At 37.4% G+C, this 26,509-nt stretch carries 24 protein-coding genes; 1 reads left to right on the top strand and 23 read right to left on the bottom strand.

The features are described 5' to 3' along the window. Positions 1-289 precede the first annotated feature (289 nt). The gene (locus tag R2Q59_RS16505; RefSeq protein WP_316786306.1) at positions 290-589 is read left to right on the top strand and encodes a GIY-YIG nuclease family protein; all 300 of its coding nucleotides are present in this window, start codon (positions 290-292) and stop codon (positions 587-589) included. An 848-nt stretch (positions 590-1,437) separates the two neighbouring features. Here the strand turns inward: R2Q59_RS16505 and R2Q59_RS16500 are convergent. The 23 genes from R2Q59_RS16500 to R2Q59_RS16390 form a co-directional block, all read right to left on the bottom strand. Then, a complete protein-coding gene (locus R2Q59_RS16500; RefSeq protein ID WP_316786304.1) occupies positions 1,438-2,427 on the bottom strand; it encodes a UDP-glucuronic acid decarboxylase family protein in 990 nt (329 codons plus the stop codon). Next, the gene (locus R2Q59_RS16495; protein ID WP_316786302.1) at positions 2,427-3,824 is read right to left on the bottom strand and encodes a nucleotide sugar dehydrogenase; all 1,398 of its coding nucleotides are present in this window, start codon (positions 3,822-3,824) and stop codon (positions 2,427-2,429) included. Before R2Q59_RS16495 ends, R2Q59_RS16500 begins: the two co-directional genes overlap by 1 nt. Positions 3,825-4,071: 247 nt before the next feature. Beyond that, a complete protein-coding gene (locus R2Q59_RS16490) occupies positions 4,072-4,965 on the bottom strand; it encodes a glycosyltransferase family 8 protein (RefSeq protein WP_316786300.1) in 894 nt (297 codons plus the stop codon). 23 nt (positions 4,966-4,988) lie between these two features. After that, on the bottom strand, positions 4,989-6,200 hold the full coding sequence (locus tag R2Q59_RS16485; RefSeq protein ID WP_316786298.1) for an acyltransferase: 1,212 nt from the start codon (positions 6,198-6,200) through the stop codon (positions 4,989-4,991). Positions 6,201-6,301: 101 nt separating this feature from the next. Continuing rightward, positions 6,302-7,519 carry a WcaI family glycosyltransferase gene (locus R2Q59_RS16480; protein ID WP_316786297.1) on the bottom strand — a complete coding sequence of 406 codons (1,218 nt, stop codon included), beginning with the start codon at positions 7,517-7,519 and terminating at the stop codon, positions 6,302-6,304. 3 nt (positions 7,520-7,522) lie between these two features. Further along, positions 7,523-8,338: a glycosyltransferase family 2 protein gene (locus R2Q59_RS16475; protein WP_316786295.1), complete on the bottom strand. Its 816-nt coding sequence runs from the start codon at positions 8,336-8,338 to the stop codon at positions 7,523-7,525. Between the two features lie 22 nt (positions 8,339-8,360). Next, positions 8,361-8,927: a WcaF family extracellular polysaccharide biosynthesis acetyltransferase gene (locus R2Q59_RS16470; protein ID WP_316786293.1), complete on the bottom strand. Its 567-nt coding sequence runs from the start codon at positions 8,925-8,927 to the stop codon at positions 8,361-8,363. Positions 8,928-8,929: 2 nt separating this feature from the next. Then, positions 8,930-10,084, bottom strand: coding sequence for a glycosyltransferase (locus tag R2Q59_RS16465; protein ID WP_316786291.1), 1,155 nt, complete (start codon positions 10,082-10,084; stop codon positions 8,930-8,932). Between the two features lie 11 nt (positions 10,085-10,095). Continuing rightward, positions 10,096-10,758 (bottom strand): hypothetical protein, encoded by a 663-nt coding sequence (locus R2Q59_RS16460; protein WP_316786290.1) that lies wholly within the window; start codon positions 10,756-10,758, stop codon positions 10,096-10,098. Beyond that, entirely contained in the window at positions 10,755-11,894 is a 1,140-nt protein-coding gene (locus R2Q59_RS16455) for a glycosyltransferase family 1 protein (protein ID WP_316786289.1), read from the bottom strand. Before R2Q59_RS16455 ends, R2Q59_RS16460 begins: the two co-directional genes overlap by 4 nt. Beyond that, on the bottom strand, positions 11,895-13,220 hold the full coding sequence (locus R2Q59_RS16450) for a hypothetical protein (RefSeq protein ID WP_316786288.1): 1,326 nt from the start codon (positions 13,218-13,220) through the stop codon (positions 11,895-11,897). Then, positions 13,217-14,455, bottom strand: coding sequence for a glycosyltransferase family 4 protein (locus R2Q59_RS16445; protein ID WP_316786287.1), 1,239 nt, complete (start codon positions 14,453-14,455; stop codon positions 13,217-13,219). Before R2Q59_RS16445 ends, R2Q59_RS16450 begins: the two co-directional genes overlap by 4 nt. A 5-nt stretch (positions 14,456-14,460) precedes the next feature. Next, the gene (locus R2Q59_RS16440) at positions 14,461-15,054 is read right to left on the bottom strand and encodes an acyltransferase (protein ID WP_316786286.1); all 594 of its coding nucleotides are present in this window, start codon (positions 15,052-15,054) and stop codon (positions 14,461-14,463) included. Further along, on the bottom strand, positions 15,042-16,163 hold the full coding sequence (locus tag R2Q59_RS16435) for a hypothetical protein (protein ID WP_316786284.1): 1,122 nt from the start codon (positions 16,161-16,163) through the stop codon (positions 15,042-15,044). Before R2Q59_RS16435 ends, R2Q59_RS16440 begins: the two co-directional genes overlap by 13 nt. 77 nt (positions 16,164-16,240) lie before the next feature. Then, entirely contained in the window at positions 16,241-17,074 is an 834-nt protein-coding gene (locus tag R2Q59_RS16430) for a glycosyltransferase family 32 protein (RefSeq protein WP_316786282.1), read from the bottom strand. Positions 17,075-17,084: 10 nt separating this feature from the next. Continuing rightward, positions 17,085-17,675 (bottom strand): acyltransferase, encoded by a 591-nt coding sequence (locus tag R2Q59_RS16425; RefSeq protein ID WP_316786279.1) that lies wholly within the window; start codon positions 17,673-17,675, stop codon positions 17,085-17,087. Positions 17,676-17,694: 19 nt separating this feature from the next. Then, complete coding sequence (locus R2Q59_RS16420; RefSeq protein WP_316786278.1) at positions 17,695-18,771, bottom strand: acyltransferase; 1,077 nt, start codon at positions 18,769-18,771, stop codon at positions 17,695-17,697. Beyond that, the gene (locus R2Q59_RS16415) at positions 18,752-19,930 is read right to left on the bottom strand and encodes a glycosyltransferase family 4 protein (protein ID WP_316786276.1); all 1,179 of its coding nucleotides are present in this window, start codon (positions 19,928-19,930) and stop codon (positions 18,752-18,754) included. The genes R2Q59_RS16420 and R2Q59_RS16415 overlap by 20 nt, the downstream gene beginning before the upstream one ends. A gap of 6 nt (positions 19,931-19,936) precedes the next feature. Then, positions 19,937-20,884, bottom strand: a complete 948-nt coding sequence (locus R2Q59_RS16410) for a glycosyltransferase family 2 protein (RefSeq protein ID WP_316786275.1) — start codon at positions 20,882-20,884, stop codon at positions 19,937-19,939. After that, positions 20,874-21,947: a glycoside hydrolase family 99-like domain-containing protein gene (locus R2Q59_RS16405; protein ID WP_316786274.1), complete on the bottom strand. Its 1,074-nt coding sequence runs from the start codon at positions 21,945-21,947 to the stop codon at positions 20,874-20,876. Before R2Q59_RS16405 ends, R2Q59_RS16410 begins: the two co-directional genes overlap by 11 nt. Beyond that, positions 21,944-22,777, bottom strand: coding sequence for a glycosyltransferase family 2 protein (locus R2Q59_RS16400; RefSeq protein WP_316786271.1), 834 nt, complete (start codon positions 22,775-22,777; stop codon positions 21,944-21,946). Before R2Q59_RS16400 ends, R2Q59_RS16405 begins: the two co-directional genes overlap by 4 nt. A 44-nt stretch (positions 22,778-22,821) precedes the next feature. Further along, positions 22,822-24,060, bottom strand: a complete 1,239-nt coding sequence (locus R2Q59_RS16395) for a glycosyltransferase (protein ID WP_316786270.1) — start codon at positions 24,058-24,060, stop codon at positions 22,822-22,824. After that, positions 24,053-26,269 carry a polysaccharide pyruvyl transferase family protein gene (locus R2Q59_RS16390; RefSeq protein WP_316786269.1) on the bottom strand — a complete coding sequence of 739 codons (2,217 nt, stop codon included), beginning with the start codon at positions 26,267-26,269 and terminating at the stop codon, positions 24,053-24,055. The genes R2Q59_RS16395 and R2Q59_RS16390 overlap by 8 nt, the downstream gene beginning before the upstream one ends. Positions 26,270-26,509: the final 240 nt, after the last annotated feature.

Raw genomic sequence — 26,509 nt, 5'->3', positions numbered from 1 at the left:
CGTCATCTCGACCTCGGGAGAGATCTGTTAATTAACTCCTTTTGCATATCTCTCTTCGCAAGAGCTCCGTCGAGATGACCAATACTTATTATGTCATCTCCCAGCGTCACCTCATCCCCTCCCAGTCCGTCATCTCGACGATAGGAGAGATCTGTGAATTAATCCCTCTCGAAGATCTCTCGTCGCAGCCTGTGATAGGCAGGCGCTCCGTCGAGATGACGAACACTTATTACGTCATCTCGACATTAGGAGAGATCCATAAGTCAACTATTTTAACTAATTTAATCCTATGGAAAGAGGCGGCTGCGTATACATCATGACAAACTATAACAAAACAGTTTTGTATATCGGCGTAACATCTGATCTATTCAGCAGAATCCTAGAACATAAGTCTGCCAAATACCCAAACTCCTTTTCTGCTAGATATCAATTAAAATACTGCGTTTATTATGAGTCACTCTTTACCATAGAAGAGGCAATTGGCAGAGAAAAGCAAATCAAGAAATGGCGCAGGGAAAAGAAAGATGATTTGATAAATAGCATCAACCCTGATTGGAAAGATTTATGGGAAGTTATAAAAGAGTGGTAATAAATATTCGCCATCTTCCCGCGTCGCGTCATCTCCCAGTGTTATCGTCATCTCGACGATAGGAGAGATCTGTGAGTCACATTCAAGCGTCACGTCATCTCAATCAAGTCCGTCATCTCGACCTTGGGAGAGATCTGTAAGACAAATCCCTCTCGAAGATCTCTCGTCGCAGCCTGTGATAGGCAGGCGCTCTGTCGAGATGACGCTTACGTGAGATCATCTCCCAGTGTTATCGTCATCTCCCTGCGTTATCGTCATCTCGACCTTGGGAGAGATCTATGAGTCACATTCAAGCAGATATCTTCCCGATATAAATCCGATAGCTATCGGATCGGGACAGGCTCTCGCTGCGCTGCGTTCGAAATGACGAACACTTATTACGTCATCTCTACCTTGGGAGAGATCTGTGAGTCACATTCAAGCGTCACGTCATCTCAATCAAGTCCGTCATCTCGACGATAGGAGAGATCTGTGAATTAATCCCTCTCGAAGATCTCTCGTCGCAGCCTGTGATAGGCAGGCGCTCCGTCGAGATGACGAATACTTATATGTCATCCCCCGCGTTATCGTCATCTCCCAGTGTTACCGTCATCTCGACCTTGGGAGAGATCTATGAGTCACATTCAAGCGTCACGTCATCTCAATCAAGTCCGTCATCTCGACCTTGGGAGAGATCTATGAGTCACATTCAAGCATATATCTTCCCGATATAAATCCGATAGCTATCGGATCGGGACAAGCTGTCGCAAGAGCTCGTTCGATAGGACGACTGGTTTCCAAAAAAAAACACCCTAACACTAATGCGCTAGGGTATTTATCAATAAAATCCTTGAATAAGCTGGCAATAACTACTTCGTAAAACCTTTAAAATCTTTATGGTCCTTACTATAAAGCACATCCTCCGGAAGAGACTTAAAATACTCATAAGTAATCTTTAAACCATCTGCCCTATTCACTTTCGGCTCCCAGCCTAAAATTGCTTTTGCTTTGGTAATATCTGGTCTGCGTTGTTTAGGATCATCAACCGGCAAATCCTTCAAAATCAGTTTCTGGTCACTACCTGTTAACTTGATAATCTCCTCCCCAAATTGTTTAATGGTGATTTCATCCGGATTACCAATATTCATCGGCTGCGCATAATCACTTAATAACAATCGGTAAATACCTTCCACTAAATCGCTCACATAACAAAACGAACGGGTTTGTGAACCATCGCCAAAAACAGTTAAATCTTCTCCACGTAGCGCCTGACCAATAAAAGCAGGCAAAACCCTTCCGTCGTTCAAACGCATCCTTGGCCCATAAGTATTAAAAATCCTTACAATTCTGGTTTCTACACCATGAAAAGTATGGTAAGCCATGGTAATTGCCTCCTGAAAACGTTTAGCCTCATCATAAACGCCTCTTGGGCCTACCGGGTTAACATTACCCCAGTATTCTTCAGGCTGTGGGTTCACATTAGGATCGCCATATACCTCAGAAGTTGAAGCAATTAACATTCTAGCCCCTTTGTTTTTTGCCAAACCTAACAAGTTGTGCGTTCCCAAAGAACCTACCTTTAAAGTTTGTATCGGTATCTTTAAATAATCTATCGGACTAGCTGGCGAAGCAAAGTGCAAGATATAGTCTAATTTACCCGGCACATAAACAAAGTTAGAAACATCATGATGAGCAAACTCGAAGTTCTCCAATTTAAACAAATGCTCAATATTTTGTAAATCGCCAGTGATTAAATTATCCATGGCAATTACATGGTAATCTTCTGCAATAAACCTGTCGCACAAGTGTGAGCCTAAAAAGCCTGCCGCTCCTGTGATTAATACTCTTTTACGTTCCATTACCTTACACCAATTGAAGTGACCTTAAAACCTATTTTCCTTAATTTCTCTGTATCTAGTATATTCCTACCGTCGTAAATCTTGGCAGGTTTTAACATGCTATCATAAATTCTTTGCCAATCATAAGTTGTGAACTCGTCCCATTCAGTTAAAACAGCAATAGCATGTGTATTTTCACAGGCACGGTAAGGATCTTCATAAACTTTCACCGAAGCTGCATTTTCTTCAGGCTTGCGGGTAGCTAAATAGTCCAAATCGCCTAAAATCTGACTTTGCCCTACCTTAGGATCGTATACGCGAATATTCGCTTGTTCATTTAACAACTCATCTGCCACATAAATCGCTGCAGATTCCCTTGTATCATTGGTATCCTTTTTAAAGGCCCAACCTAAAAAAGTAATCTTTTTGCCAGATACGGTATTGTATAAATCCCTTACCATATTTAAGGCAAAACGCTTTTTCTGGTGATCATTCATGATAATTACTTGTTCCCAGTAATCGGCAACCTCACGCAAACCGAATGACCTAGATATATAAACCAAGTTTAAAATATCCTTCTGAAAACATGAACCTCCAAAACCAACGGAAGCCTTTAGAAACTTCGGACCAATACGGCTATCTGTACCGATTGCCCTAGCCACCTCATTGATATTAGCCTCTGTTTTTTCGCACAACTCAGAGATAGAGTTGATAGATGAAATACGTTGCGCCAAATAAGCGTTAGCTACCAATTTAGAAAGCTCAGAAGACCAAACATTGGTGGTCAAAATTCTTTCGCGAGGAATCCAATTGGCATATACATCTACTAAGGCCACAACTGCTTCTTGACCTGTTGGAGTTGAATCACCACCAATCAAAACGCGATCAGGCGCCATCAAATCCTCTACAGCTGTACCTTCCGCTAAAAATTCTGGATTAGATAAGACTTCAAATTTTACCCCATTTCCAGCATTGTGTAAAATATCGCGAACCGCCTCAGCCGTACGTACAGGTAAAGTAGATTTTTCTACGATAATTTTATCGGTTTTAGAAACACGTGCAATTTGGCGAGCACATAACTCAATCCATTTTAAATCGGCGCCCATACCCTTACCAGCCCCATAAGTTTTGGTAGGCGTATTTACCGAAATAAAAATCATCTCCGCTTCTGCAATAGCTGCATCTACATCAGTAGAGAAAAACAAGTTTCTGCCCCTAGCTTCTGCCACCACCTCACTTAAACCCGGTTCGTATACCGGAATGTTGTTTACATCTTCATCATTCCATGCCGCAATTCTTGCTTCATTTAAATCTACGATAGTAACCTTAATGTGAGGACATTGTTTGGCAACCACTGCCATAGTAGGACCGCCGACATATCCTGCACCAATACAGCAAATGTTAGTAATTTTTTTCATTTAATAATTTTGTGATGTAGTGCGCTAATAAACATAAATTTATGACATTATAAGGCTTCAGATCCTTTTATAGAGGCTTAGTGTGAAAACCACACAAATATAATGTTTTACTTGAGAAACAACCTGTTCCATTGGGCAAACTTCAATTTCTGTTAGCATCGATAAACATAAATAGGTTTTTTTAAAGTATTTATTAAAATTTTGTTTTAAAAGCTAAAAGCAATAAAAAACTATTTTCGAGACAAAATCATTTCTTTAATTTTAGTTTCATCACCCTAAAATACGATCTTCTGATTTTCCAAGCTCTTTTCAAATCTCCAAGAGACAGTTTACTATAGTGCTTAGCCCAATACGGATTTAAATAGCTCTTCCAAGTTAAATGTCCATTGTGAACCAAAAAGCCCAAAATATCCCAGGGCTTAGGCGACCCAACAAAATGAAATATCATCTTTTTACCAGTGGCTGGTTGTTGATGATAAGGCAGCCACTCACAGTTAAAATGAGCAGGGAGCGAAGAAAACTTCAAGAACAAGGCATTCAAGATCGTTTGATCGCAAGAAAGCAGTTCCATTGGGTATCTAGAGGCAAAAGCTAAACATTTTTCTTTAAGTTTATCCTCTCTCCAGCGATCTAAATTAAACAGCAGTACACCTGCATTAAATGTTGGCGTACTTGGAGAGATCCCTAACACTTCTACAAAAAACTTACGCTCCAGTGTATATTTGATGAGGCCGCTATTTACAACAGCCAATGCCATATCTTGAAAATCAAAGCCCTCAACTTCCAGCACATCAGCTTCAACAACTAGATCGGCATCTAAATAGAGTACACTTTTCTCTTTAATCAATTCGGGCAATAACAACCTTCCATAAGTAGTCCAATCTCCATGCAAGGACTTGAACGACCCAAACGCCTTAGATGCTTCGAAGTCCATAAATGCTACGGAACCCTTATAATTTTCTAATTTTAACAATTCATTAATATTGTTCTTGTCATCATCAGTTAGCCCAGCGCATAAAAAATTTAGCTTCAACTTGCTGGTCTGCGCACAATTCCTTACTAACGAAGAGATGGTGACCCCTAGGCCTATTAAAGCAAGTCTATTGATGCAAAATGCGATATTTACAGTAGAACTATTCATATTTTATCTTTTAACATTAATTTTTAAGGGGCAGGATTGAGAACAGCATTCAATTCTGTTTTCTTTAAACTTTCCTTTCGTTTATTTAAAAATGGCTTTTCAAAAGCTAAAAAGAAAAGATAAGCCAGACCTACCACTATTGAAGTTCCTAATATGATTAAAACAAGTGTCGCATAATACGCCGAACTTATGTTAAACAAAGGAATTAGATAAACCGAAATTAGTTCTAAAATAGGTGCATGAACTAAATAAACGCTATAGGCAAACATACCTAAGAAAACCAAAGGTTGCCAAGAAAAAATCTGCTTAAAGAATCTTAGGAAAGACTTTTCATATTTCGGCCTGCCACAAATCACAAGCAAACAAAAGCAAACAGCGCCAAAAATCAAATCTGCAATTGCTGTTTCATCATCCAAATCTAGCTGGACGTTGAGAGTGAACAACATCTTTTTAAACAGCACAAAAACGGCAATTAAGAAGATCATCACTGTGCCCAAATGTAGACGGTCAATGAATCTTGACAATCTTGAGTCCGAAAAAGACATATCCGCAGCAAACATTCCTAAAACAAAAAGAACAATATATGGATTCACACCTGAAGCAAGATTGATATCCTCGTATCTGTTACTAAAGTGGGTAAGAATGATGTAAAGGAAAGCGGAAAAGAGTATCGTAACTACCAATGTAACCACTGGACCAAGCCTCTTCCAAAAGAAAACGATAAGGGGAAAAAAAAGGTAGATCCTACATTCTACAGAAATTGACCATAATGAATGGTTGATTTTATAGACATGGGACAGAAATAAATCATGTATCAAAAATAAATGGGCAAGCACTGTATTAAAAGTCACTGGAATACTCATGTGCCAATGAGTCAAAGTTTTTTGCGTTCCAATAAAAAAGTATATTAGTAAAAGAGATAAAAGTAGGGAAATGTAATAGGGTGGCAGAATCCTCTTTACCCGCCTCCAATAAAAGTCTGAAACATTCGGCACCACATAACCCCTTTTTATTGCAGGAAGCATTAGAGAATATCCAGAGATCACTATAAAAAGGCCTACAGCATAGTGGCCAAAAGACAAGCCACTTAAAGTTAGCTTCTGAATGGGCGAAAGCTTAGTTGTATCCAAGATGTAATGCAACTTAGCATGATGCATAACTACATAAATGGCTGCTAAAGCTCTAAGACCGTCAATAAAGAGTAATTTATCGGGCGACTCTAAAGGATTTTTCATAAGGAGCGTTCTGTTATACAGTGTGTCAATTATCTATTATTAAATTAGCAATAAGAAGACTGCGTATGGCAATTTCAATGTATCTTAATTATATGCTCACTCTAAAAATTGGCTAAAAATGCATTCAAAATATTGTATTTATTAAGATATTTTGAAGCATATTCCCTGGCCCTTAAACGTTGCTCGGTATAAGTTGCTAAGGAAAACTGTTCAATTGCTTGTTTAAGTGAAACATCATTTTCAGGCTGAATTACAATTCCCATCTTATTTTGAGTTATTACATCAAATAAGGTTGTACTTTCATGCGCTGTTACTAAAGCTAAGCCTCCCACAGCTAAAATGGTAGTCAGTTTAGAAGGCATAACCAAATCACTTGCATCTCCTTTTTGTAAAACTAAATGGAGGTCTGCCATGTTTAAAAAACGATTGAAAACCTCACTTTGCTGTAAGGGAGAAAAAAAAACATTACTAAGGTTTGCCGTCACAGCCATAGCGATTAATCTTTCCTTATAAGGCCCTGTCCCGCAAATTATAAATTTAAGATGTGGGAGGTGTCTTAGCCCATCTGCTATACGAACAATGACGTCTAGACCTTGTTTCTCCCCAATACTGCCAGAATACAAGATAATTTGCTCTTCAATTTTATAACCCCATTCTAATTTCAGTTCCTCCCGATTCATAAGAGGGTAAAAACTATCAGTATTCACCCAGTTCGGAAAAAAAACTACCTCCCTGTATACTTTTGCCTTTACCCGCTTAATCATCCCTTCAGAAATGGTGCTCACCATATTCACCTTTTTAAGAATTAATCGCTCGAGCCAAAATAAAACAGAAAATAGACCATTTGGTAGCATCTTTAATTCTCTAGCCGCATCGACTTGCAAATCTTGGATATGATACACAATTTTACCACCCTTAAAAAAGCGATAAAACAAAGCTAAAAATCCTAAATGAAATGGTGGTGCAACTGCGAGGATCAATTCATTTTTCTTTTTAAATAGCAATAGAAAGACAACAAAAAACGAACTGATTAAAAAGCTTGCTTCATGCAATAACCGCCTTATCCCAGTTGGCTTTTTTGGTATGTACATGGGACAACGATAAACCTTTAACTTACCGCCCTTTAAAACTTCTTTTTTATAAAAACTACCTGTATAAGGTTGCTGCACCGTCCAATAGGGATAGTAGGGAAAACTAGTTACCATGGTGGTCTCATATCCCTTCTCCGCTAACCAGTGAACCATCTCGCCCGTATATTTTCCAATGCCAGTTAATTCGGGAAAAAAATTGATACCAATTACCAGTATTTTTTTAGACATATACTATGATTTATTCTTCAGTTTTATTTCCCGCATTTTTATTTGTATCAAAAACTCATAGTAAGCCATATTTACACAATAGATAAATCCTGGCTTACCTTCCATAAAGCCAAAACTTAAGATGTAAGCTTGCGTAAACCTTAATAATGGCCAACCTGGTAAGTGACTTAACCATGATTTTAATGCTGGATTTCTAACGCTGGTATTTTTACTAAATACGCTTGCAAAAGGCGGCCTGCTTTCTAGTCTCGCAATTGCTTCCTGACTTGAGTATTTGTTATGTCTTTCGATCCATTGACTCCATCCTTTAGAAAAGCCGAAATGCAAATAAGGCTCTTTGATATATTTTATCACACCGTTCACTTCACCTTCCTTCTGTCCGTGGCCAAAGTCAGTAAAGTGGGCCCTTCCCTTTTTCAAAAGGCGAAATTGCCATTTAGGAAAATTATCACAGTGCTTTAACCATTTTCCATCTAACATCATCTTCCAACAACAATAAAAGCCAGCAACTTCCGAATTAGAGGCTTGGATGTTTCGTATCATGGCAGCATGAAACTTGGCCGTAACTACCTCATCTGCATCTAGGAACAAAATCCATTCGTATCTAATATCTAAATGATCTAATGCAAAATTTCTTTGGTCACCAAAGCTTTTAAATGAGTTTACGCTAATCGAAGTTTTAAAGCTTTTCGCTATTTCAATCGTCCTATCTTCACTTCCAGAATCTAAGATATGTATATCATCACACCAAGTTATGGAAGCTAAACAGCTAGGCAAATCTTTTTCTTCATTTTTAGTTAGAATTATTACAGAGATCATTTATCTTATGCAAACTATAAATTCATATTGGCAAATCTGTTATCACTCTATCTTTAATTGGTCTTGCCGGATTGCCCGCAAAGACCATCCACGCTGGCAAATCCTTCACCACTACGGCTCTCGCTCCAACCACAGTACCCTCGCCAATGGCTACTCCTGGGTGCACAAAAGCCTCTGCAGCAACCCACACATTTTTACCAATATAAATTGGTGCCGTTATTAATGGGAAACCAGCTTTGGTATAATCATGCGTACCTGCACATAAGTAGGCCCCTTGAGAAATGACTGCTTTTTCACCAATAGTTATCTTGCCTTGCGAATACAAATTTGCACCACTGCCCACACCACATTGATCATGGAGCTCTAAATTCCAGGGCGCCCAAATTCTTACTCCAGGATAAATATGTACACCCTTACCAACCTTGGCACCAAATAGCTTCAACAAAAACGATCGCCATCCGTGTAAGGGTTTAGGTGAAAACCTAAATAAAATTTGATAAACCACACTCCAAATTACCCTTGCAAAACGATTCTTAAAGGAAAAAGACGCTCCAGTATGGGTATCTACATTAATTAATTCAGATTTCATAACTATTTAATAGCTCCAAGCAGACATTTAGCCGCATTTTCTACCGAAAAGCGACTATTAAAGGTATCTAAAGCAAAAATACACATATCTTTCTTTTCTTTATCCTTTTTTTCGAACCAATCTCGCAATAAATTGTAGGTCCCTAATTCTGTATCATTAGCTACCAATCCAGCTAGTCCTGCAACAATTTCATTCCAGATATTTACTTGATCAGAAATTAAAACAGGTTTACCACAAGCCAATGCCTCTACCACTGCAATACCAAAATTTTCTTGATGACTGGGTAATATAAAGGTTGATGCACCATAAAAAGCTCCCCATTTTGCATCCCCACTCAGCATCCCTGGAAATAGCACATTTTTATTACCATTAACCAATTGCAAAATTGCCGCCCCGAATGGTGTGTCTAAACCTGGCCCAGCAATAACTAGGGGAGGCAAATTTTCTTTTTCTGAGACTAATCTTAAGTAGGCTTTTACCAATAAGTCTACCCCCTTTTTTTGATCGATTCTCCCTAAATAAATTAAGTACTCCTTTAGCGATTTGCCTATTTTTTCATTAAAAGCAGCCTCCATCCTTGGTGTAAACATAGGTGGTGCCTCTACTCCCAACCCAACAACAACTGTTGCTCGGGGTTGATACGGACTAAAAGTTGTAGCAGCTAAATTCCTTTCAGCTTCACATGTAAACAGAAGGCCAGTTGCATTATTTACTAACTGTTTTTCTATTAGTTTCCAAAAAGCCCAATTTCTTATGGCTTTAATTTTACGTCCCTTAGCTTTTTGAAAATAAGGGTCTAGCATACCATGGGGCATCACATACAATTTTGGCTTGATACCTTTTAAAGTTTTAATTGCTTTAATCGTGGCATAGGTGTGGTATTGCCAAAGTCCATGTACAATAACAACATCATAACCATCCATATTTATCTTTAACCAATTTAAGAGCGCTGGAGCAAACTTCCAGGGTGTTTTATTAGGTCCAAAAGCGTAGATCTTAAAAGGTAAATTACTTAAGAAAGAGTTCCTAGGATCGTCTAAACAAGCCACTTGATTGTTTACTTCCAACTCATTTAAACCATTAATCATAGTTTTCACAGCTTGAGTTACCCCTCCCGCCGCCGGATCTAAACTAGACATTACATGAAGTATCTTCATTTTTTCAATCGTTAATATACAAAACCGCTTGTTCTCGTAAAATACTTCGCATCCATGGATAGAGCGGCGATTGGTTTCGCTGGCACCCCGCCATAAATCTTCCACTCTTCATGAAAGCTTTTATTTAACATGGACTTTGCCGCTAGCAAACAATGAGAGGGAAGAATTGCCCCCCCTAAAACAACACAATTTGTTCCAATAAACGTATAATCACCAATAATGATAGGCTTACTGTCTTGCCTATTTTCATACACGTCGATCGAATGGGTTAACAACTGTGTTTGATAGCCGGCAACAGTAGAGAAGTTACCAATCTGAATAAGATTTGTGCAATCTATGTGATGGTTTTTTGTAATTGCACTTTCTTTTCCAATCAATAGTATTGACCTTCTTTCAATTTGGTGAGCGAAATGTTTGCTAGTTCCAAAACTAGAGAAACCTGTAATCCAATTATTTCTACCAATAGAGGATTGCTCACCAATTTCAACCCTATCTAAATGCAGTGCAACCGTGAAATGATCAATTCTAGCATGGGCATGCATAATCAATTCCGTAGGGAAAACCCACGCCAAACCAATTTTTGCGGTAGGATGTATGGAATAACCAAACCATTTATTTAAAGCCCTCCTCCTCAGCCCCCATGGAAGCAACGTACTGATTATTTTTTTTATCATTTATATCCTGGCTTATATAAATTAATGAACTGTGTGGTTAAAGTTTCAGGATCAAACCGCTTACAATTTTCATATCCTCTTTCTATTAAAGAATCTTTTTCTGTTAGCAACCGCGAAAATGCTTTCGCAAAACTTGCAGCATCATATGGATTTGCATGCAAAGCGCTCCCATTACTTATCTCTGGCATTGGTGCAGCATTGCTGGCTAAAACTGGTGCACCACATGCTTGTGCTTCAATTAAAGGCCATCCGAAACCCTCAGAAAAAGACGGAAAAACAAAAGCGGTACAGCTACTATATAAAGCCACTAACACTTCATGACTAGGCGTTTCTATGCCAATTAGCCGGTGTTCAAGACCTAAATCCCTGGCATGGTTTACAAGGGCCTCATCTATGCTTTGACCAGCGTAACAAATTACGCCATTCCAGTGTTCTCCTAGTTCATGAACCATATCCAACAACATCTTCCGGTTTTTTCGAGCCAAACTTGAGCCGACATGTAAAATAAAATCACGGTTTTCTGGAATCTTTGCAGCTAAAAGTTTCTTCGCCTTAGCGCTAGCCATTGGTTTAAATTCTGCATTAAAGGTATTATAAATAACTTTCCATTGCGCATGTAATTTAACTGGCTCAAATTCACACAACTCCACAAGCTGCTTCATAGTAAGATGCGATACAGCAGTAAGTATCGTTGTTTTTTTTAAATGGCTTAAAATCCACCTTTGCAAAATTTTCCCTGTTCGAGAAGCCTCACAATGAGCATCTTTATCGCCAAATGCGCCTCTTATCGCCAATACATCATGGCAAGTAATCCCGCTCCTCACTGCAGGCAAATAGTTAAGGTAAGGTGAGTTAGAATGGTCGCAAACATGAAAAGAAATATCCCTAAAATGCTTTTTCCTCATGAACAATCTAGCGCTAATAACAATTGGAAAAATTAGCCACTTGTCGATATAATTTAGCCATTTTCCTAAACCATGATGAGGTGATTTAACCAACCTACCAAAAAAAACTGTGGGTAACCAAATTTCAACACTCACTTTTTTTTGTTTTAGATTATACGCAAGACCATTGGTATACCTCTGCATACTTTCTTGTTGATCGGGAGGATAATTGCCAATTAATATAAACTTCATTTAAGCTTGGGTTTGGTTAATTAAATTTGGGTTGGAACTAGGAATTGGCCTAAATTTCAACGAAGCGATAAGAATTCCTGTAGCAAAAACCCCAAAACCTAACGAGGTTGGTTGTGCCCATTGACCTTGAGGAAGGTTTAAGAGTACAAAACTCAATAAAATCCAAGGCAAGGTATCATTTATCCTCAACCTACTATATGCTTTACGGGCTAGATCCCAACTTAATCCAAGCCTAAAAGAAATGGCTAAGAGGCCTAAAACTGGGCCCATTTCACCTATCAGCCTTCCCCATTCACCTTCTGAAACTAAAAAGGTTGTGCCTTTCCCAGTAATCAGGGCAGCACCTGCGTTAGTACCCATCCCAATGCCTTGTCCAAAAAAGGGTTGTTCAGCAGACGACTTGATAGCAGCAATGAGCCCCCCTAGATAACGGTCAGCAAATACGCCATTTAAGCCGCCCTCTACGGTATTTGCGGTCTCAAAACGCGAAGTAAAGGCCTCTGTAGCGGTTTGAAAAAAACTCATTTGATTTAAACCAACCAAGCCTAACATCACAACTATAGTAACCACAATGATCTGCCCAAAATATTTACCACCTTTTAGGGCAGGAAGCAGTGAAAACATCACAGAAACACCAATGCCGAATAGCAATGATCTACTAATAGAGAGAGGGATAGCGACCATCACCGCAATCGAAGCCCCAAGCAGTAACCAGCGGCTAACAATGTTAGGGTTAAGCCAAAAGTAAATGACATACACCGCTACAAAACTAAAAAAGAGGGTCGTTCCGTTGGTAAACGAAAAAGTACCAGGCGGTCTAAAAAAGCCCAAGGCACCACTAAAACCAGCCCCAGCCATATCACCCCCAACGCCTCTATTTACCCAGGCGCTTTGAGGACTATAAAACTGCATGGCCACCAATAATGCCATAGGGATAGAAACATAGAGCAATACTTTGCCCACCTGTAGTACATCCTCTCTATCAAAAACCCTACCCATTGCAAAAATAAATGGGAAATGAATCAGTAAAATCCTTGCACCATATAAGGATACACTTAAACTGCCATGCCCAAACAGCATGCCCGTAAAAACAGCAATAACCGTAATCACAACCATACCCGTTAAATAATTTGACTTTGGCATATTACCAGTTTGCCAAACCATAAAAATCACATATAACGCAACTGGATCTCTGGCAACGAGCAGTGGTGTAGCCAGTCCTGGAAGAAACCATTTCCTCAGTGCTCCTTCAAAAACTAACAACAAAAAATAAAGCCAAACAGCCTTTTTAATATTATTTAATTTTTCTCCTCCAGAATTTTTCATTCAATGATCTTTAATACGGCTTCGCTCAGCTCTTTTTCATATTTAGCCCAAGGCCTTTGTTTGGCGGTTTCCATAGCTAAAAAGCCGTTCTGCTCAATAACTGCAGGATCGGCTAAAATCACCTCGATTTGTTTGGTTAAAGCATTGGTGTTGCCAGCTTCAATCAACCATCCATTCTTTCCATGTTCAATTAAATCCGGCCCGCAGGTTCTTTCTGTCGTGATAACAGGCGTTCCTTGAGACATTGCCTCGGTAATAACTAATCCAAAACCTTCGAATAACGAAGGGAAGACAAAGATATCATTTTCACGCATTAGTTGTAAAATCTCATGGTGTGGTAAACTAGGGATCCAATGATGTTGCTCAAGATACTCATCTAAAGGGCGGCAATCTAATGAAGGTTTTCTGCCAACTACCGTTAGGGTCACCTTATCACCAAAATTTGCCACTGCCTCAAACAAATTAGCAATCCCTTTTCTTTGCGATAGGCCACCAACGAACAACAATCTCAAAGGTCTATTTATCAAAGGTTCATATGTTTTCGGAAATCCAACTTCTGGAAAACCATATGGGATAACGGTAATGGGTGCCAATTTATACGGATAGGCTTGTAATGTTTTTTTAGTAAAATCACTCGCAACAAATATATGATCACTCATCCCCAATTCCTGATCCTTGCGCTCTAATTTCTGTAACGAGTCATTCACCCCACCCATGCTTGCTGCCCAGGCTGGCCTGCTCTTTATCTCCACATTTAACAATTCATGCATACTTCGCCAATATCCAATAGGTAAATCGTAAAGACAAATCAGGCTTTTTTTCTTTGCTGCGCTAAAGCTAGCTAAAGCCGCATCTTCGTAAGCGTACACTGCATCTATTTCCCCTTCTTTTGTTATTAGTGCCGCTACCTTACCATCCAAATGCCTGCAAATCGAATCAATGCTGAACTTGCCTACTTCGTGATTTACCAAAGCCCTTAATTTCAATTTTAAGGCCATCATCCTTGCCAATTCGTTCCAAGGGTATTTTGTGGTGATCTTTTTCAAAGAATCCGGGAAAGTTCTTCGCCGAAACTCTTTCAATGGTCCGATACCAAATATACTAAAAGCAAATGTTCCTTTAAAAACCGCAATGGCAGTTACAAACTTAGCTAGTAGATTTGCTTTGGCAAAACCATTGGCAGCAGCCTTTACATTTGCGTTTCCGGTAGGATGACTTAAAATTACTTTTTTCATATAAACTATCCAATAAGCCAAGCTCTATTACCAGCCAAAAATTCACATGGATTATAATTCAAATCCAGTGCTCTTTTTTTATTTATAGGTTTTGCTGGATTTCCTGCGACAATCTCACCTGCGCCAACATTTTTTGAAACTACTGCACCAGCACCAACTACGGCACCCCGTCCAATATGAACACCTGGTAAAACTATTGCATTTGTACAGATCCACGCATAATCATCTATCACTATTGCTCCTTTTTTGAGTTTCCATTCCGGATCTGTAAGATCATGAGAGGCCGAAAGAAGATTTACGCCATCGTTTATACAAACACGCTCACCTATGCTAATTTCTGTATGCAGTGCTAAAATGGCATTACCAATAAAAGAGTACGCACCTATCTTTAGATTTCTCTTATCTCCATCAATCTTAGGACTACCAATCTCTGCTATTTCACTGATTATGGCGCCAGCTCTAATCAACTTGCGGCGCATATGATTTCTGCGAACCACTTCTGAAAGGGTTAGCGCTCTTTTGGCCCACGATTTCCAAAACTTAAGTGACCCAATGCCAAATTTTGCTCGGTTAGTAATTAGGTAACTTAAGCTGGCCATATTTCTATTAGACTTTTGGTAAACATCTCCGTACTCATTTTTAATTTAGTTTGTAAGACCTTGGTTATGTCTCTTTTCATCGTCGCTAGTGCCAATCGACTAAAATCAAACTCATCATCTACAGCTTGTTCCTTACCCCTATAACCACTCGGAGTCCATTTATTGGCAACATTGATAATAAATAAACCGTGTTCCTCCATCGCAGCTACTGATCCGCTCTTTTCATCCAATACTAGTGGCGTTGTCGACAATCCAATGTCACATTGCTGTAGCAGAGTCGATATCTCCACCTGGTTTCGAACACCGTGCACAAGATTCGCTATCCCATATTGAGAAAAAACATCCACCCATTCAGTCAAGTTCGAACCATTTTTGCCCACAAAATGAACTTCAAAAGAAGCCTCCTCTTTGTCCTGTAATTTAGCAATCATTCTTGCAAACGGCAACAGCTTAGTATTAGAATGAATGTTACCAAACACCACTATTCGTATGGATGAGGTGTAATCATCTTTTTGTTTTAACTGTGTTATGGGTATATTCCCAAATAAAGGCAAACGTTTCACATCCATACCCATTTTAGTTAAATAATATTGATAAAGTTGAGTTTGGGTATGCATCAAGCTTGGGCGCAAATCTTTAATCATCCGTTTAATAATATGGTATTGTACTTTGCCCCACCATTTCAATTTATAAGAAGAATTAATATCCATTCCAACCCAAAGTTCATGAAACATGACATGCCATTTCCTGACTCTTCCTAATTTCTTCAATTTCCCTGATAGCGAAAAGGGTAAACCTTTAGGATGATACGAAAATGGTACATATTGTAAGCTTAGCCATTCAGGATCAAATTTTTCTATAAAATTGCTGATTGTATCTGTTTTCTCACTCCATTTGTAGCAATTGGGCATTCTCAACACACTTATTTTTTTATCACTTGCATACTGATGCTCATTTACGGGTATTTTAATATAATTATCGTTTATGGAAACAAGTTGCACAGTGAAGCCATCTTCTATCAATGCGCCAGCTAGCCTTCGGGTATAATCACCTACACCATCTGCACCTGGCTCTAAACATCCACAAAAAAACATTATTTTCTTTTTCATCAACAGTTTAAAATAGCTTTCTTGACTTATGGATCACTCAACACCAATAGCCTAAAATATTTTATCTCTTTATAGGTTTAAAACAGCTCGCCCATTTTTCTTTTCACTTTATCAAAGAAAGTAATGAACGGATAAAAGCTTGGATATTGATTTCTAACATTGTACTGGAATTTTTCGTAATTAGTTTTCTCCTTCCAACTTCCATTACATAAATGAATGGCATAAGATTCTTTTGTCAAAAACACAGAGTTGCCAACAAAGATTTCAGGTTTAAATATCTTCATGTTGTTATCCAGCATTTGTTCCTTTTCATGGTAAAGATACCCATAGTTTTCAGCTATTTTTGACATGTAGGGACCTATAATAAACTGTACACTCAGACTTTTGCCCTCCGCATCTAAAAAATGTTTGTCATGATAAAATTCCATGCATTCTTTTATATAGGGATTACCCTTTGTTCCTCCCATTATTGCTGCTTGTACATTTAATCCAAACACATAGTCATCCTTTGCAATAGGTCTTCCGCTTTTGTCTAATTTATTTCGTTCAGCATTTGTAAAATTACCGGGATGTATCTCATGAGAAGTGAAAAAATCATACCTTAAAAACTCATCGAAAGGCTTAAATACCATTACATCCGAATCAAAATAAATACCCCCCTCTGTATAAAGCGCATACAATCTGATATAATCAGCTACAAATGCCCATTTCTTTACAGAAAAAGCTTCCTTTACAAAGGGTACGGTGTCAAAATCAAAGCTATTTGCATCCCATAATCGGATCTTATAGTCTGGCATAACCCGTTTCCAACTATCTATGCAGTCTTTAAGAAATATTGGCAACTCTTCTCCACTAAACCAACAGTAATGAATAATCTTTGGTATTTTATCGTGCGTATTTGTTCCTTCCATTATAATGAATTTAGTGTTGATTTGAATATTTGCTATCCTTGCGCTCGCCAATTTTAACTGCTGGTACTCCCGCCCATATTTCATAAGCAGGGACACGTTTATTTACAACCGCACCAGCCCCAATAATACAACCTTGACACAAATGTACACCTTGCAAAATTTTCGCCCCTGTACCAATCCACACATCTTCCTCTACAACTATTCCCTTTAACTTTGTAGGCTGCTTACTAATTATCCCCTCCTTAGCAAAAGTATGGGCCGAATCAACAAACACCACAGCACTTGCAATTAAACAATTGTCACCTATTTTTATAAAATCACAACAATTAAACTCCGTATTTCTACCAATAAAAACATTATCTCCTATCGTAATTCTATTTGAAGCATTAAAGGGACTTTGTACCCAGAAGGCGATGTTATTTTGGACGGTACAGTTTTTTCCAAACGCTACGCTTCCCGGCCATTCAATGTCAATTTTTCCCAAAAATGTTCCTTCTCCCGTAGTGAGGCCTTGTAACCGAAGGTAAAATCTACGGAAACCGTTTCTTAGGGTTCGAAATCTGTAAATAATCTTCGCGGCGAAGTTTTGTGTGCTTTTCATTCAAATTTAAGTAGTAATGTTAACCTACCCGATGTATTTTCTTATTACAAAAAGAAATGATCGGCTTCTCAATAAAAAAAGTAAAAATATAAGAAAAAATCACTGATAGCGCTAAAAAAAGCAACATTAAAATCAGATAGAAATTGTTATATCCATAAAAGATACTTAATAAGGTTTTAAGGTAATCTAAATAATAAAGTAATATTGCATGGATTAGATACAGCGGATAAGATATTAACCCCAATATATAAATTGGCTTTGTGCTCATTAGTTTTGATACAACATTATTATCGTTGGTTAAACTTAGGATTAAGGCGACAAATAAAATAACGATTAATAGATCTGCCTTAGCGAAAGATAATAAGCAGATCAAAATAAAAATTATTACAATGGAAGTTATTCCCGCTATCTCTTTTGATTTTGGATAGTGACTAAATATTTTAAAAGCAAATACACCTAAAAAATAATCGCCAAAGCACCTGAATAACCCATAGTAGCCACCATTTATTACAAAGCTAAATGGTTGTATAGCATATTCTTTGTAGTAAAGTACACAAGTAGAATATAGTATTAAAATTCCAATTAATATTAAAAGTTGCCACTTTAAAAGCCTTGCAGCAGAAAAAAGTCTATAGAGAATCGGGTAGGTCATATAAGTAACCCATTCTGTGCTCAACGACCAAAAATGACCAACCAGATAGGGCAAGCCAAATAAAGAATTTAAAAGGCTAAAGCTTAATAAGAAATTACCCACCCTATGTGTCTGTCCAGAATAAAAAAAAGTAACTATAAGAATTATTGCATAAGTTGGATAGATTCTTATCCATCTTTTTATCATAAAATTCTTGTAATCTTTAAACTCAAATTTATCCTCAAAATATTTACTAGAGGTAAGGGTGATTACAAACGCACTCAATATAAAAAACAAATCAACTCCGAGATAACCATGGTATAATAAAGAATGTAAATAACTGTTTTTTGACAAGAAATTATTACTATTAGATTGAGTATAATGAAGATAAAAATGAAAAACTGCTACATAAATTGCTGCAATACCTCTAATACCTGTCAAAGATTTAATTTCCTTTTTTATCATCTGAGAAAGTGTTATAAACATCAATAAATTCAGCAGCAATACTACTGAGCTTATAATTCAAAGAGATCGCCTTACAGTTTGCCGACAACAATAAATAATCTTCATTTTTCATCTCCAATAATCTTTTAGCCTTATATACAAACTCTTCTATGTTGCCAGGTTCGACTAGAAGTTCATTGTCAAGTTCAGCTAAAATATCTTTGGGACCTGGCACCCTGTATGCTACTATCGGTATGCCACATGCCAATTGTTCGATAATTGCAAGTGGGAAGCCCTCTACATAGCTAGGAAAAACACCTATGTATGCCCTATTTAAAATGCTAATCAAACTTTTTGAGTCATAAGTAGGTATTACTTCTAACTTCTGCTTTTGCTCATCCGAAAAGTCTCTTAAAATCTCTTCCTCTAATGTAAAACCGCCTACTAACATGAGCTTGCTAACGCCTCCTTTTTGATCAAGTTTGTTTAAGATCTCACTTAAATCCTTAACTCCCTTCCTCAAAGTCCAAGAACCCACAAATGACAATACGTTTTCTTTCTTTGTTACTATTCTATCATTACATTCCTCAATAAATTTATCTCCTATTCCATTAGGTATAACAAATAGTTTTCTCTTAGCTACCCCAGCATTCAAGTAGTACTTATATTCATCATAGTTAAGACAATGGACAATGTCTGCATGTTGGATAGATAGATTAAAGTCATTTTCATTAACTTTCTTTTGCAACTTTCTGTACAAATTCCCTATTCGAGTTTTAAGCTTTGGTTTCTTATCAAAAGCTTTCAAGGTATGTCTATACCGCTCTATATGCTGTTCTGCATGTCTGTAAATTGGTCCTATGCCATGAGACCGAACTAAAACTATGCCTTTAAAATCGTACTTATTTTTAGGGTGTATGATACAATGAATATTGGCATCGATAATGTCGTAATGACGAGCATTCTTTTTCAAAAATTTATGAATTTTACTGATGTAAAACTCACCAAAGATCTTATCGAAGGCACTCTGTCCGTTAGGATACAAATCCTCAAAAGACAATTTGTCTACATGATAACCAATCTTTTCATATTCTTGTTTTAGCTCTATATGAACTTTGGCTGCACCTAGTTTTTCGGTCCAATCCGTTTGGGTAATCAGTAAAATTGCTTTTTTTTTCATTTTTTATTAGAAAATATTTGCCATTTGTTTTCTAAACAAGCCAACCTTCAACCGCAGTAAATAGGTGAACATTTGAAACAAGTGAAGCGGATTGATTTTCAATTTTAAAGTTTCATTAATCATGATTCTCATCTCCATACCCAATTGTTTGTAAACTTTATTTTTGGTAGCAACTGTTAGCTCATTTAACTCATCCCAAAGGAAATAGCGGACCATTGAACGTTCTCTAAGATAATTTAATGTAGACTTCGTGCCTTTTTTAAAATTATTGGTACCATATTTAAAATAGTTAAGTGGTTTTGCACAATAGGCAATTTTCGTTTGTAGCGCCATTGACATCAGAAAATACCAATCACCACAATATTTAAACTTGAAAAGCTGGTCAAAGTCCAAGCTATTCACCAAATCTTTCTTGAAAATAGTAGCACTCATGTTATTTATAGTGCACTCAAAAACAAGATTAGCTTCTATTTCCTCAATACCTGTTATTACATAATCGCTGTTCCATTTACTAGTATTAAAATTTTTATTCCTAAAATTCTTATAATAGTCGTTATGGATAATTCCATTGTGATCTACCACATTCGAATCAGAGAAAACAATTCCTACATCATCTGAAATCCTATCAACCAAGCTTGTCAAAAAATTTAAGTCAGCATAGTCATCACTTTCCGCTATCCAAATAAGCTCACCACTTGTAAATCCCAGCGCTTTTTTCCATTGGTAAAAGGGAACACCGCCATTCACCTCATTATATATAATACAGCTAATTTTTGTATGGCCACGGTAATTTTCAATTACGTCTCTACTATTGTCCGTAGAGCAATCATCCAAAATAATCACTTCAAAGTTTTGGTAACTCTGGTCAAGCACAGAGTCTAACCGTTTCTTTAAATAGACCCCGTGATTATAGTTGGGTATGATTACCGATACTAGAGGTGCCTTATTGCTCATCTATTTTGCTCTTGGTCATTTCTAAATAGCGTTTGCCCCATTTCTGGCAGGGTTCCAAGTGATTACCCTCTGCCCACTCATTCCAAGCATTAATGAATAGATATTTATTTGGGGCATTAGCCAATTTATATTTTGAAACGATATGCTGTAACCACTTCCCATACAATTCTGGGGTAGATCCCTTGAATATTGTTGCATTCGCTTTCCTTCTCGCCGCGTTATCCCACATAGGTGTAATCCCTGGATAAATGTCTTTATTAACAATAAATCTGTTCATTGCATTTTCAACAAGCTTTGCGTAAGAGTATATGCCATTTGCAAAATCATACCTTTTTATACCCACCTTATTGTATAACTTACTTAAAAGTGAGAATTCTGGATAGGGTTTGTTAGCGTAACTTGGCTCAAAGTTAATGGCCATGTCAAAGCCTAAGGTGCCCGGAGGGGTGTTATTATTAAAGCTCTGAAAGTAGGCAATATGCAACCCTTCAAGACCTAACTTTAAGGCTTCTTGCCTCCATACAGCCAGTGTTCTTGAAATATCCGGAAAAAGATCAGGCCTATAGATGGCCACAAAGGGTTTACCATCTACCTTAATATATCTAACATCACTAAAAAAATGATTTATCAAAAAGTGAATGTGTGCGATATCATCTGCTTCACTGTAATTCTGTTTCATTAAAACTTCTTGTTCCTGCCCATCCCAGCGTCTAGTCCAATTTTCATTAGCCCAACAAAGCATAAATGGGAAATCTTCTTCTTTATTTAATAACATTCGGTCCAAAGGTTCCTGCATTAAACGTTTTCCATTAAACCAGTAGTGATAGTAACAAAAACCATAAATGCCATATTCTTTAGCTAGGTTAATTTGGGCAAGCCGAGCCTCCGCTAAACGCAGATCGTAAAACCCTAAATCGGCAGGCAAATGAGGTTGGTAATGCCCTTCAAATAAAGGCTTCCCCTTAACCACATTAGTCCACTCTGTAAAACCTTTCCCCCACCATTCATCATTTTCAGGAAATGGATGAAATTGAGGTAAGTGAATAGCTATTGGTTTAATCATATACTTAAAATTCTAATATTTTTAATCCTAGACAACAGTTCGATACAGATAATTCGTAGCCCCTTGAATAATTGCTTATTTCTAATTTTCTTCTCTCCCTGAGCAAAGTACTGATAATCATATATCCTTAAATGATGTCTCATTAAGCTGTTGTCAAAATACTCAAATACGTTGTCATAAAAATCCTCAACAAATGGCTCATCTTTTTGACTGGTACTGGCGCCACCTGCATTAAATTTAGCTACAATTATATCCACATAATATAATTGATGTTTTGCTGCAACACGTAAGTTAAAATCGTAGTCAGCACAAATCTTATACTTCAAATTATAAGGGCCACATTCTTCAAAGATACTCCTTTGGTAAAATATTGCTTGATGAGATATATTGGTAACTAAAAGCTTCCCAGTGCTAAACTCACCATCAAAAACTTGCCCATCTTCACCCCATATTGTTTTACCAACCAACACTACATTCCCATAAATTAACTTCTTAGTCCCGTCAAGTGCAATTGGGGATATTTCGCTCAGCACCTGCTCATCATGCAGTTCATCATCGCTGCCTAAAAAAAGCAGCCATTTACCTGTAGCATAGCTCACTCCCTTATTCATGGCGTCATAGATCCCATTGTCCTTTTCTGAAAACACTTTTATTCTATCATCATTATATGAATTTGCTATGTCTACTGTGGTGTCATTTGATTTTCCGTCAATAATCAGAACTTCATATTCGCTAAAGCTTTGCTTCAAAATACTTTCTATTGCTCCTGCCACAACTGCTGCGGAGTTAAAAGTTGGAATAATAATCGAGAAAAGACATCCATTGTCCATATCCTATATCTTATTTCTTTTCGTAAAATATTTTCGTAGCATACTTAATTTTCAACTGGTCCTAACAATTCTTTATATAAAGCATAATGAGCGGCTAGCTGCTTCTCCTTGTGGAAATGCTCTCCCGCAAAGCTTGAGATTTTCTCTCTATCAAATGAGCTGTAATTGTCAATCAAACTCTTTATTGCTCCAGCAAGAGAAGCAGGAGAACCTTCTTCAGCTAAAACTCCGGTATCTAATGGCAAAATGTAATCTTTTTGCCCACCAATGGTAAAGCCTACTACTGGAGTACCACAAGCAAGCGCTTCTAACATTACATTTGGCAAATTATCCTCCCTTGATGGCATTACGAAAACGTCAGCACTTGAATAAATAATGGCCAGTTTTTTTTCATCTAATACTTTACCGAAAGACTTGTATTTAAAACCACTTACACTTAGTTCCCCGCCACCGACAGATATGACTTGTATTTTTGTTGGCGTTGTTGTTTTAAGTAAGGGCAAGGCATCAATTAAAATATCTAAACCTTTCCTATAGTTTTTTAGGTTTTCAGAAACAACCAACATCACGAAAGAATCCTTTTCAAGATTCAATTGATTTCTTGCGTCTTCTTTCACTGTTGGTTTAAATACATTGACATCAACGCCATTGGGAATCTTTTTATAATTAAATTTCGCAAAAACTTCATTTTTCTTGGCCTCTTTTTGAATCCATTCACTTAATGACACAACACATATGTTATTGGATTTTTTTAGACTGTCTTTTTTTATTCTGAAGGCCTTTTCATCCAAATCTCTTAACGCCAAATTGCTAGCCTTATCACCGAGATAATGAAAAATCCCCATAAAAGGATTCATGTCATGTAGCGTCCAAACTATCTTTTTCTTTTTTAGCTTACTAAAAAATGTTGGAAAATTTATAAATTCCGCTACCCAATGGAGGTGTATAATGTCAGCTTCTTTAATTACTTGCTCAAGTTCAACGTTAAAATGGGTTTCTGGCCAACTAACTAATTCATAATTACCCTCTTGAGCTGATATCTCGAGGCCGAAGTTAGTACTATTACCAAGCAGGTGATCTATTCTATTGAGCACTCTTTTTTTTAGTGTAACAGGTTTTGGTCCAACTTCAATTACATTCTTTTCTCCCTTGTGTATACCTGCATCTCTACATACCAAAATTGATTCACAATCGGCACGCTGCATTAAACTTTGATGCAACCTGTATGCAGCAATACCAGCCCCTCCTGTTGTGAATGTACTTATTTGGACAACTTTAATCATTGTAATTTGCTATTAAGTCGTCAACATTTACCAATTTCTCAATGCAGTTGTTGTCAGATAGGTAATTGTTAATTTTACCCCCCATTGTGTAATCTACTGCAGTGAAACTAGTCTTCAGTGTGTGTGCAAAAACAACCGAATGAAATCTCATGCAAATATTATGTGATGAATTTTGCATCGATTTTACAATCGAATCAACCGTAGCAAGATATTTATCGTAGCTAACTAAAGTATCTTCCCAGTCCTTAAAATATTGGTCAAGAAAATATCTCGAAAAATCTCTGTCATCGTTTCCGATCACGAAGTTATGCATATTCTCAAAGCGGATCTCTCTAGCACCAATCTCTAAAGCCTTACGTTTTATGAACGCTGCCAATGCTCCTTCGAAGCTTAGCTTTTTCAAATAAAAATCATCTTGGGTCATTTCAGCTGCATATTCGTGAGTCCATTCCCTCACGTAACACCTTAGTATTTTTGGGTCTGACTGCTTATCTGGATATCTGCTTAAGTAGATTTTAGCTGGATCACCAGAAAGTGTAATCTCTTTCTCAATTCTAAAGCTTGACTTGGCAAGTTTAATACTTTTATTGTCGCGCAACCTAATGTCATCTGCCAACTTTAATATTTCGGATACAACATTTATGTATCTCGTTTTAGTCAATGGCCCTAAGCCACATCCGTAAATGATAGTTGAATTACCTTCTAATTTGGCATACTGAAATGCTCTTAAAGGTATTGCTAAATCTTCAAGATCCATCAAAGGGCCACCTCCCATAATTACAACATCCGATCCCTTCGAAAAAGCAATTAGCTCCTTTGAATAGGCGTCTATTACGTTTGCATTAAGATTTAATTCCTTACATGTACGCTCGGTGATAAATGGAAAGATACTTGCTATAACTAGTTGATAATTATTTTGATACAGGCTATCAAGTTGATCTACTATACCTCCAAGAATTGCCTTGTCACCAACTGTTTCGGTACCATACCAACCAACTATCAATACCTGTTTAATGCCTTTTTTTACTAACCTTCTTGGTTTGATGAATCTATCGGAGAACAAAGGCCCCTCGGAATCAATGTTTAATCTGTTTCTCCAAAAATGGGCGGATAAACTCTCCTTATAGGCCGCGCCAGTAAGCGGGGCATGATAATCATGAATACACGCATCACATTCCTGATCTAATATTCGGCGCCGCTCATCAGTGTTGGTATCATAAATTAAATTCGAACTTTCATTGAGCCCATTACCGATAATTGATGATTTAGGCGCACAATAAGCTAGTTCACCACGTGAGTTGAGAACTACTCCATCACCTTGGTAGGGGCAACCCACCAACCGCTTACCCCCGTTCAATATATTAATAATGCTTCTATATGTATTTATATAGGTTTCATTGGTCTCGTAAGTATAAATGAGTTTGTAGAAAAACAACATGAGTTGATAAATTTCATCCTCATCAAAGTTCCGAATTACATTTGCCTTGTTGTCATTATAGAGCCTTTTGATAAACTCAGCAACCCGAAATCTACCATAAATTTTGTTATTCTTCATAAAGAACAGTAATTCCTCAACATCCCATACATTCACCTTTGAAATTGTACACCCAATTGCCAATGGAATCTTTTTTGCCTGAAAGTGATTGATAACGTTTACAGCAGTAACAAAATTTCCTGGTCTACCGCGAACCTTATCGTGCATATCTCCATACCCATCAAGCGAAACCATCATATTAAAATCCTTATTATAATGGTGCACTTTCTCAATTACTTTCTCAATTCTTGATATAACATCTTTCTCTTTAATAGCATTAGTTATAATACTAAGCCCTTTAAGGCCAGGTATCGCGTGGATAACAGCCTCATAAAGTTCAGGTAAATCTTCCCTGAGGGTCGGTTCCCCCCCCGTTATGCCCACATGTTTCACTTCACTATAAAGTGGGTCTTGTAAAATAAATTTTAATTGTTCGGGTGTAACTTCAAAATCTTGCTTCTGCTCCCAAATATTACACATTGCACACTTAGAGTTGCATATATCATTGGCATTTAAATTCACCACTGTGGGTTTTCGCTGTTCAACAATGCGCCCAGACAACGGTGGCTTCGCATCATCATACAGTTGCTTAAGGAGATGAAGATTACTTAGTTGAGCATTTGTGATAATCTTTCTCGTCAAGGTCTTAGTAATCGTTTTTAGAACGCCGATCATTTCTTTTTTTTTAATCTTTATATAATTTTCTTTACAACCGTTTTACCAACTAAAAACGCAATAAAAAACTCCAATCAACATATTCGACCCAGCTAAATAAATTAGACGTTTCTTTGTATGGCCTTTTATCAGCCGTCTTGTGCCACATTCACTTTTTTTTATGTAAACACCTGAATTTTCCTGATTTTGCACAATAATTAACACTTCAAATTTAGAACTAGGAAAATCATTCCCCACTGT

The sequence above is a fragment of the Pedobacter frigiditerrae genome (assembly GCF_032678705.1).
Classification (GTDB): Bacteria; Bacteroidota; Bacteroidia; order Sphingobacteriales; family Sphingobacteriaceae; genus Pedobacter; species Pedobacter frigiditerrae_A.
The sequence above is the reverse complement of the archived record's forward strand: the minus strand, read 5'-3'. Positions and strand labels throughout refer to the sequence as shown.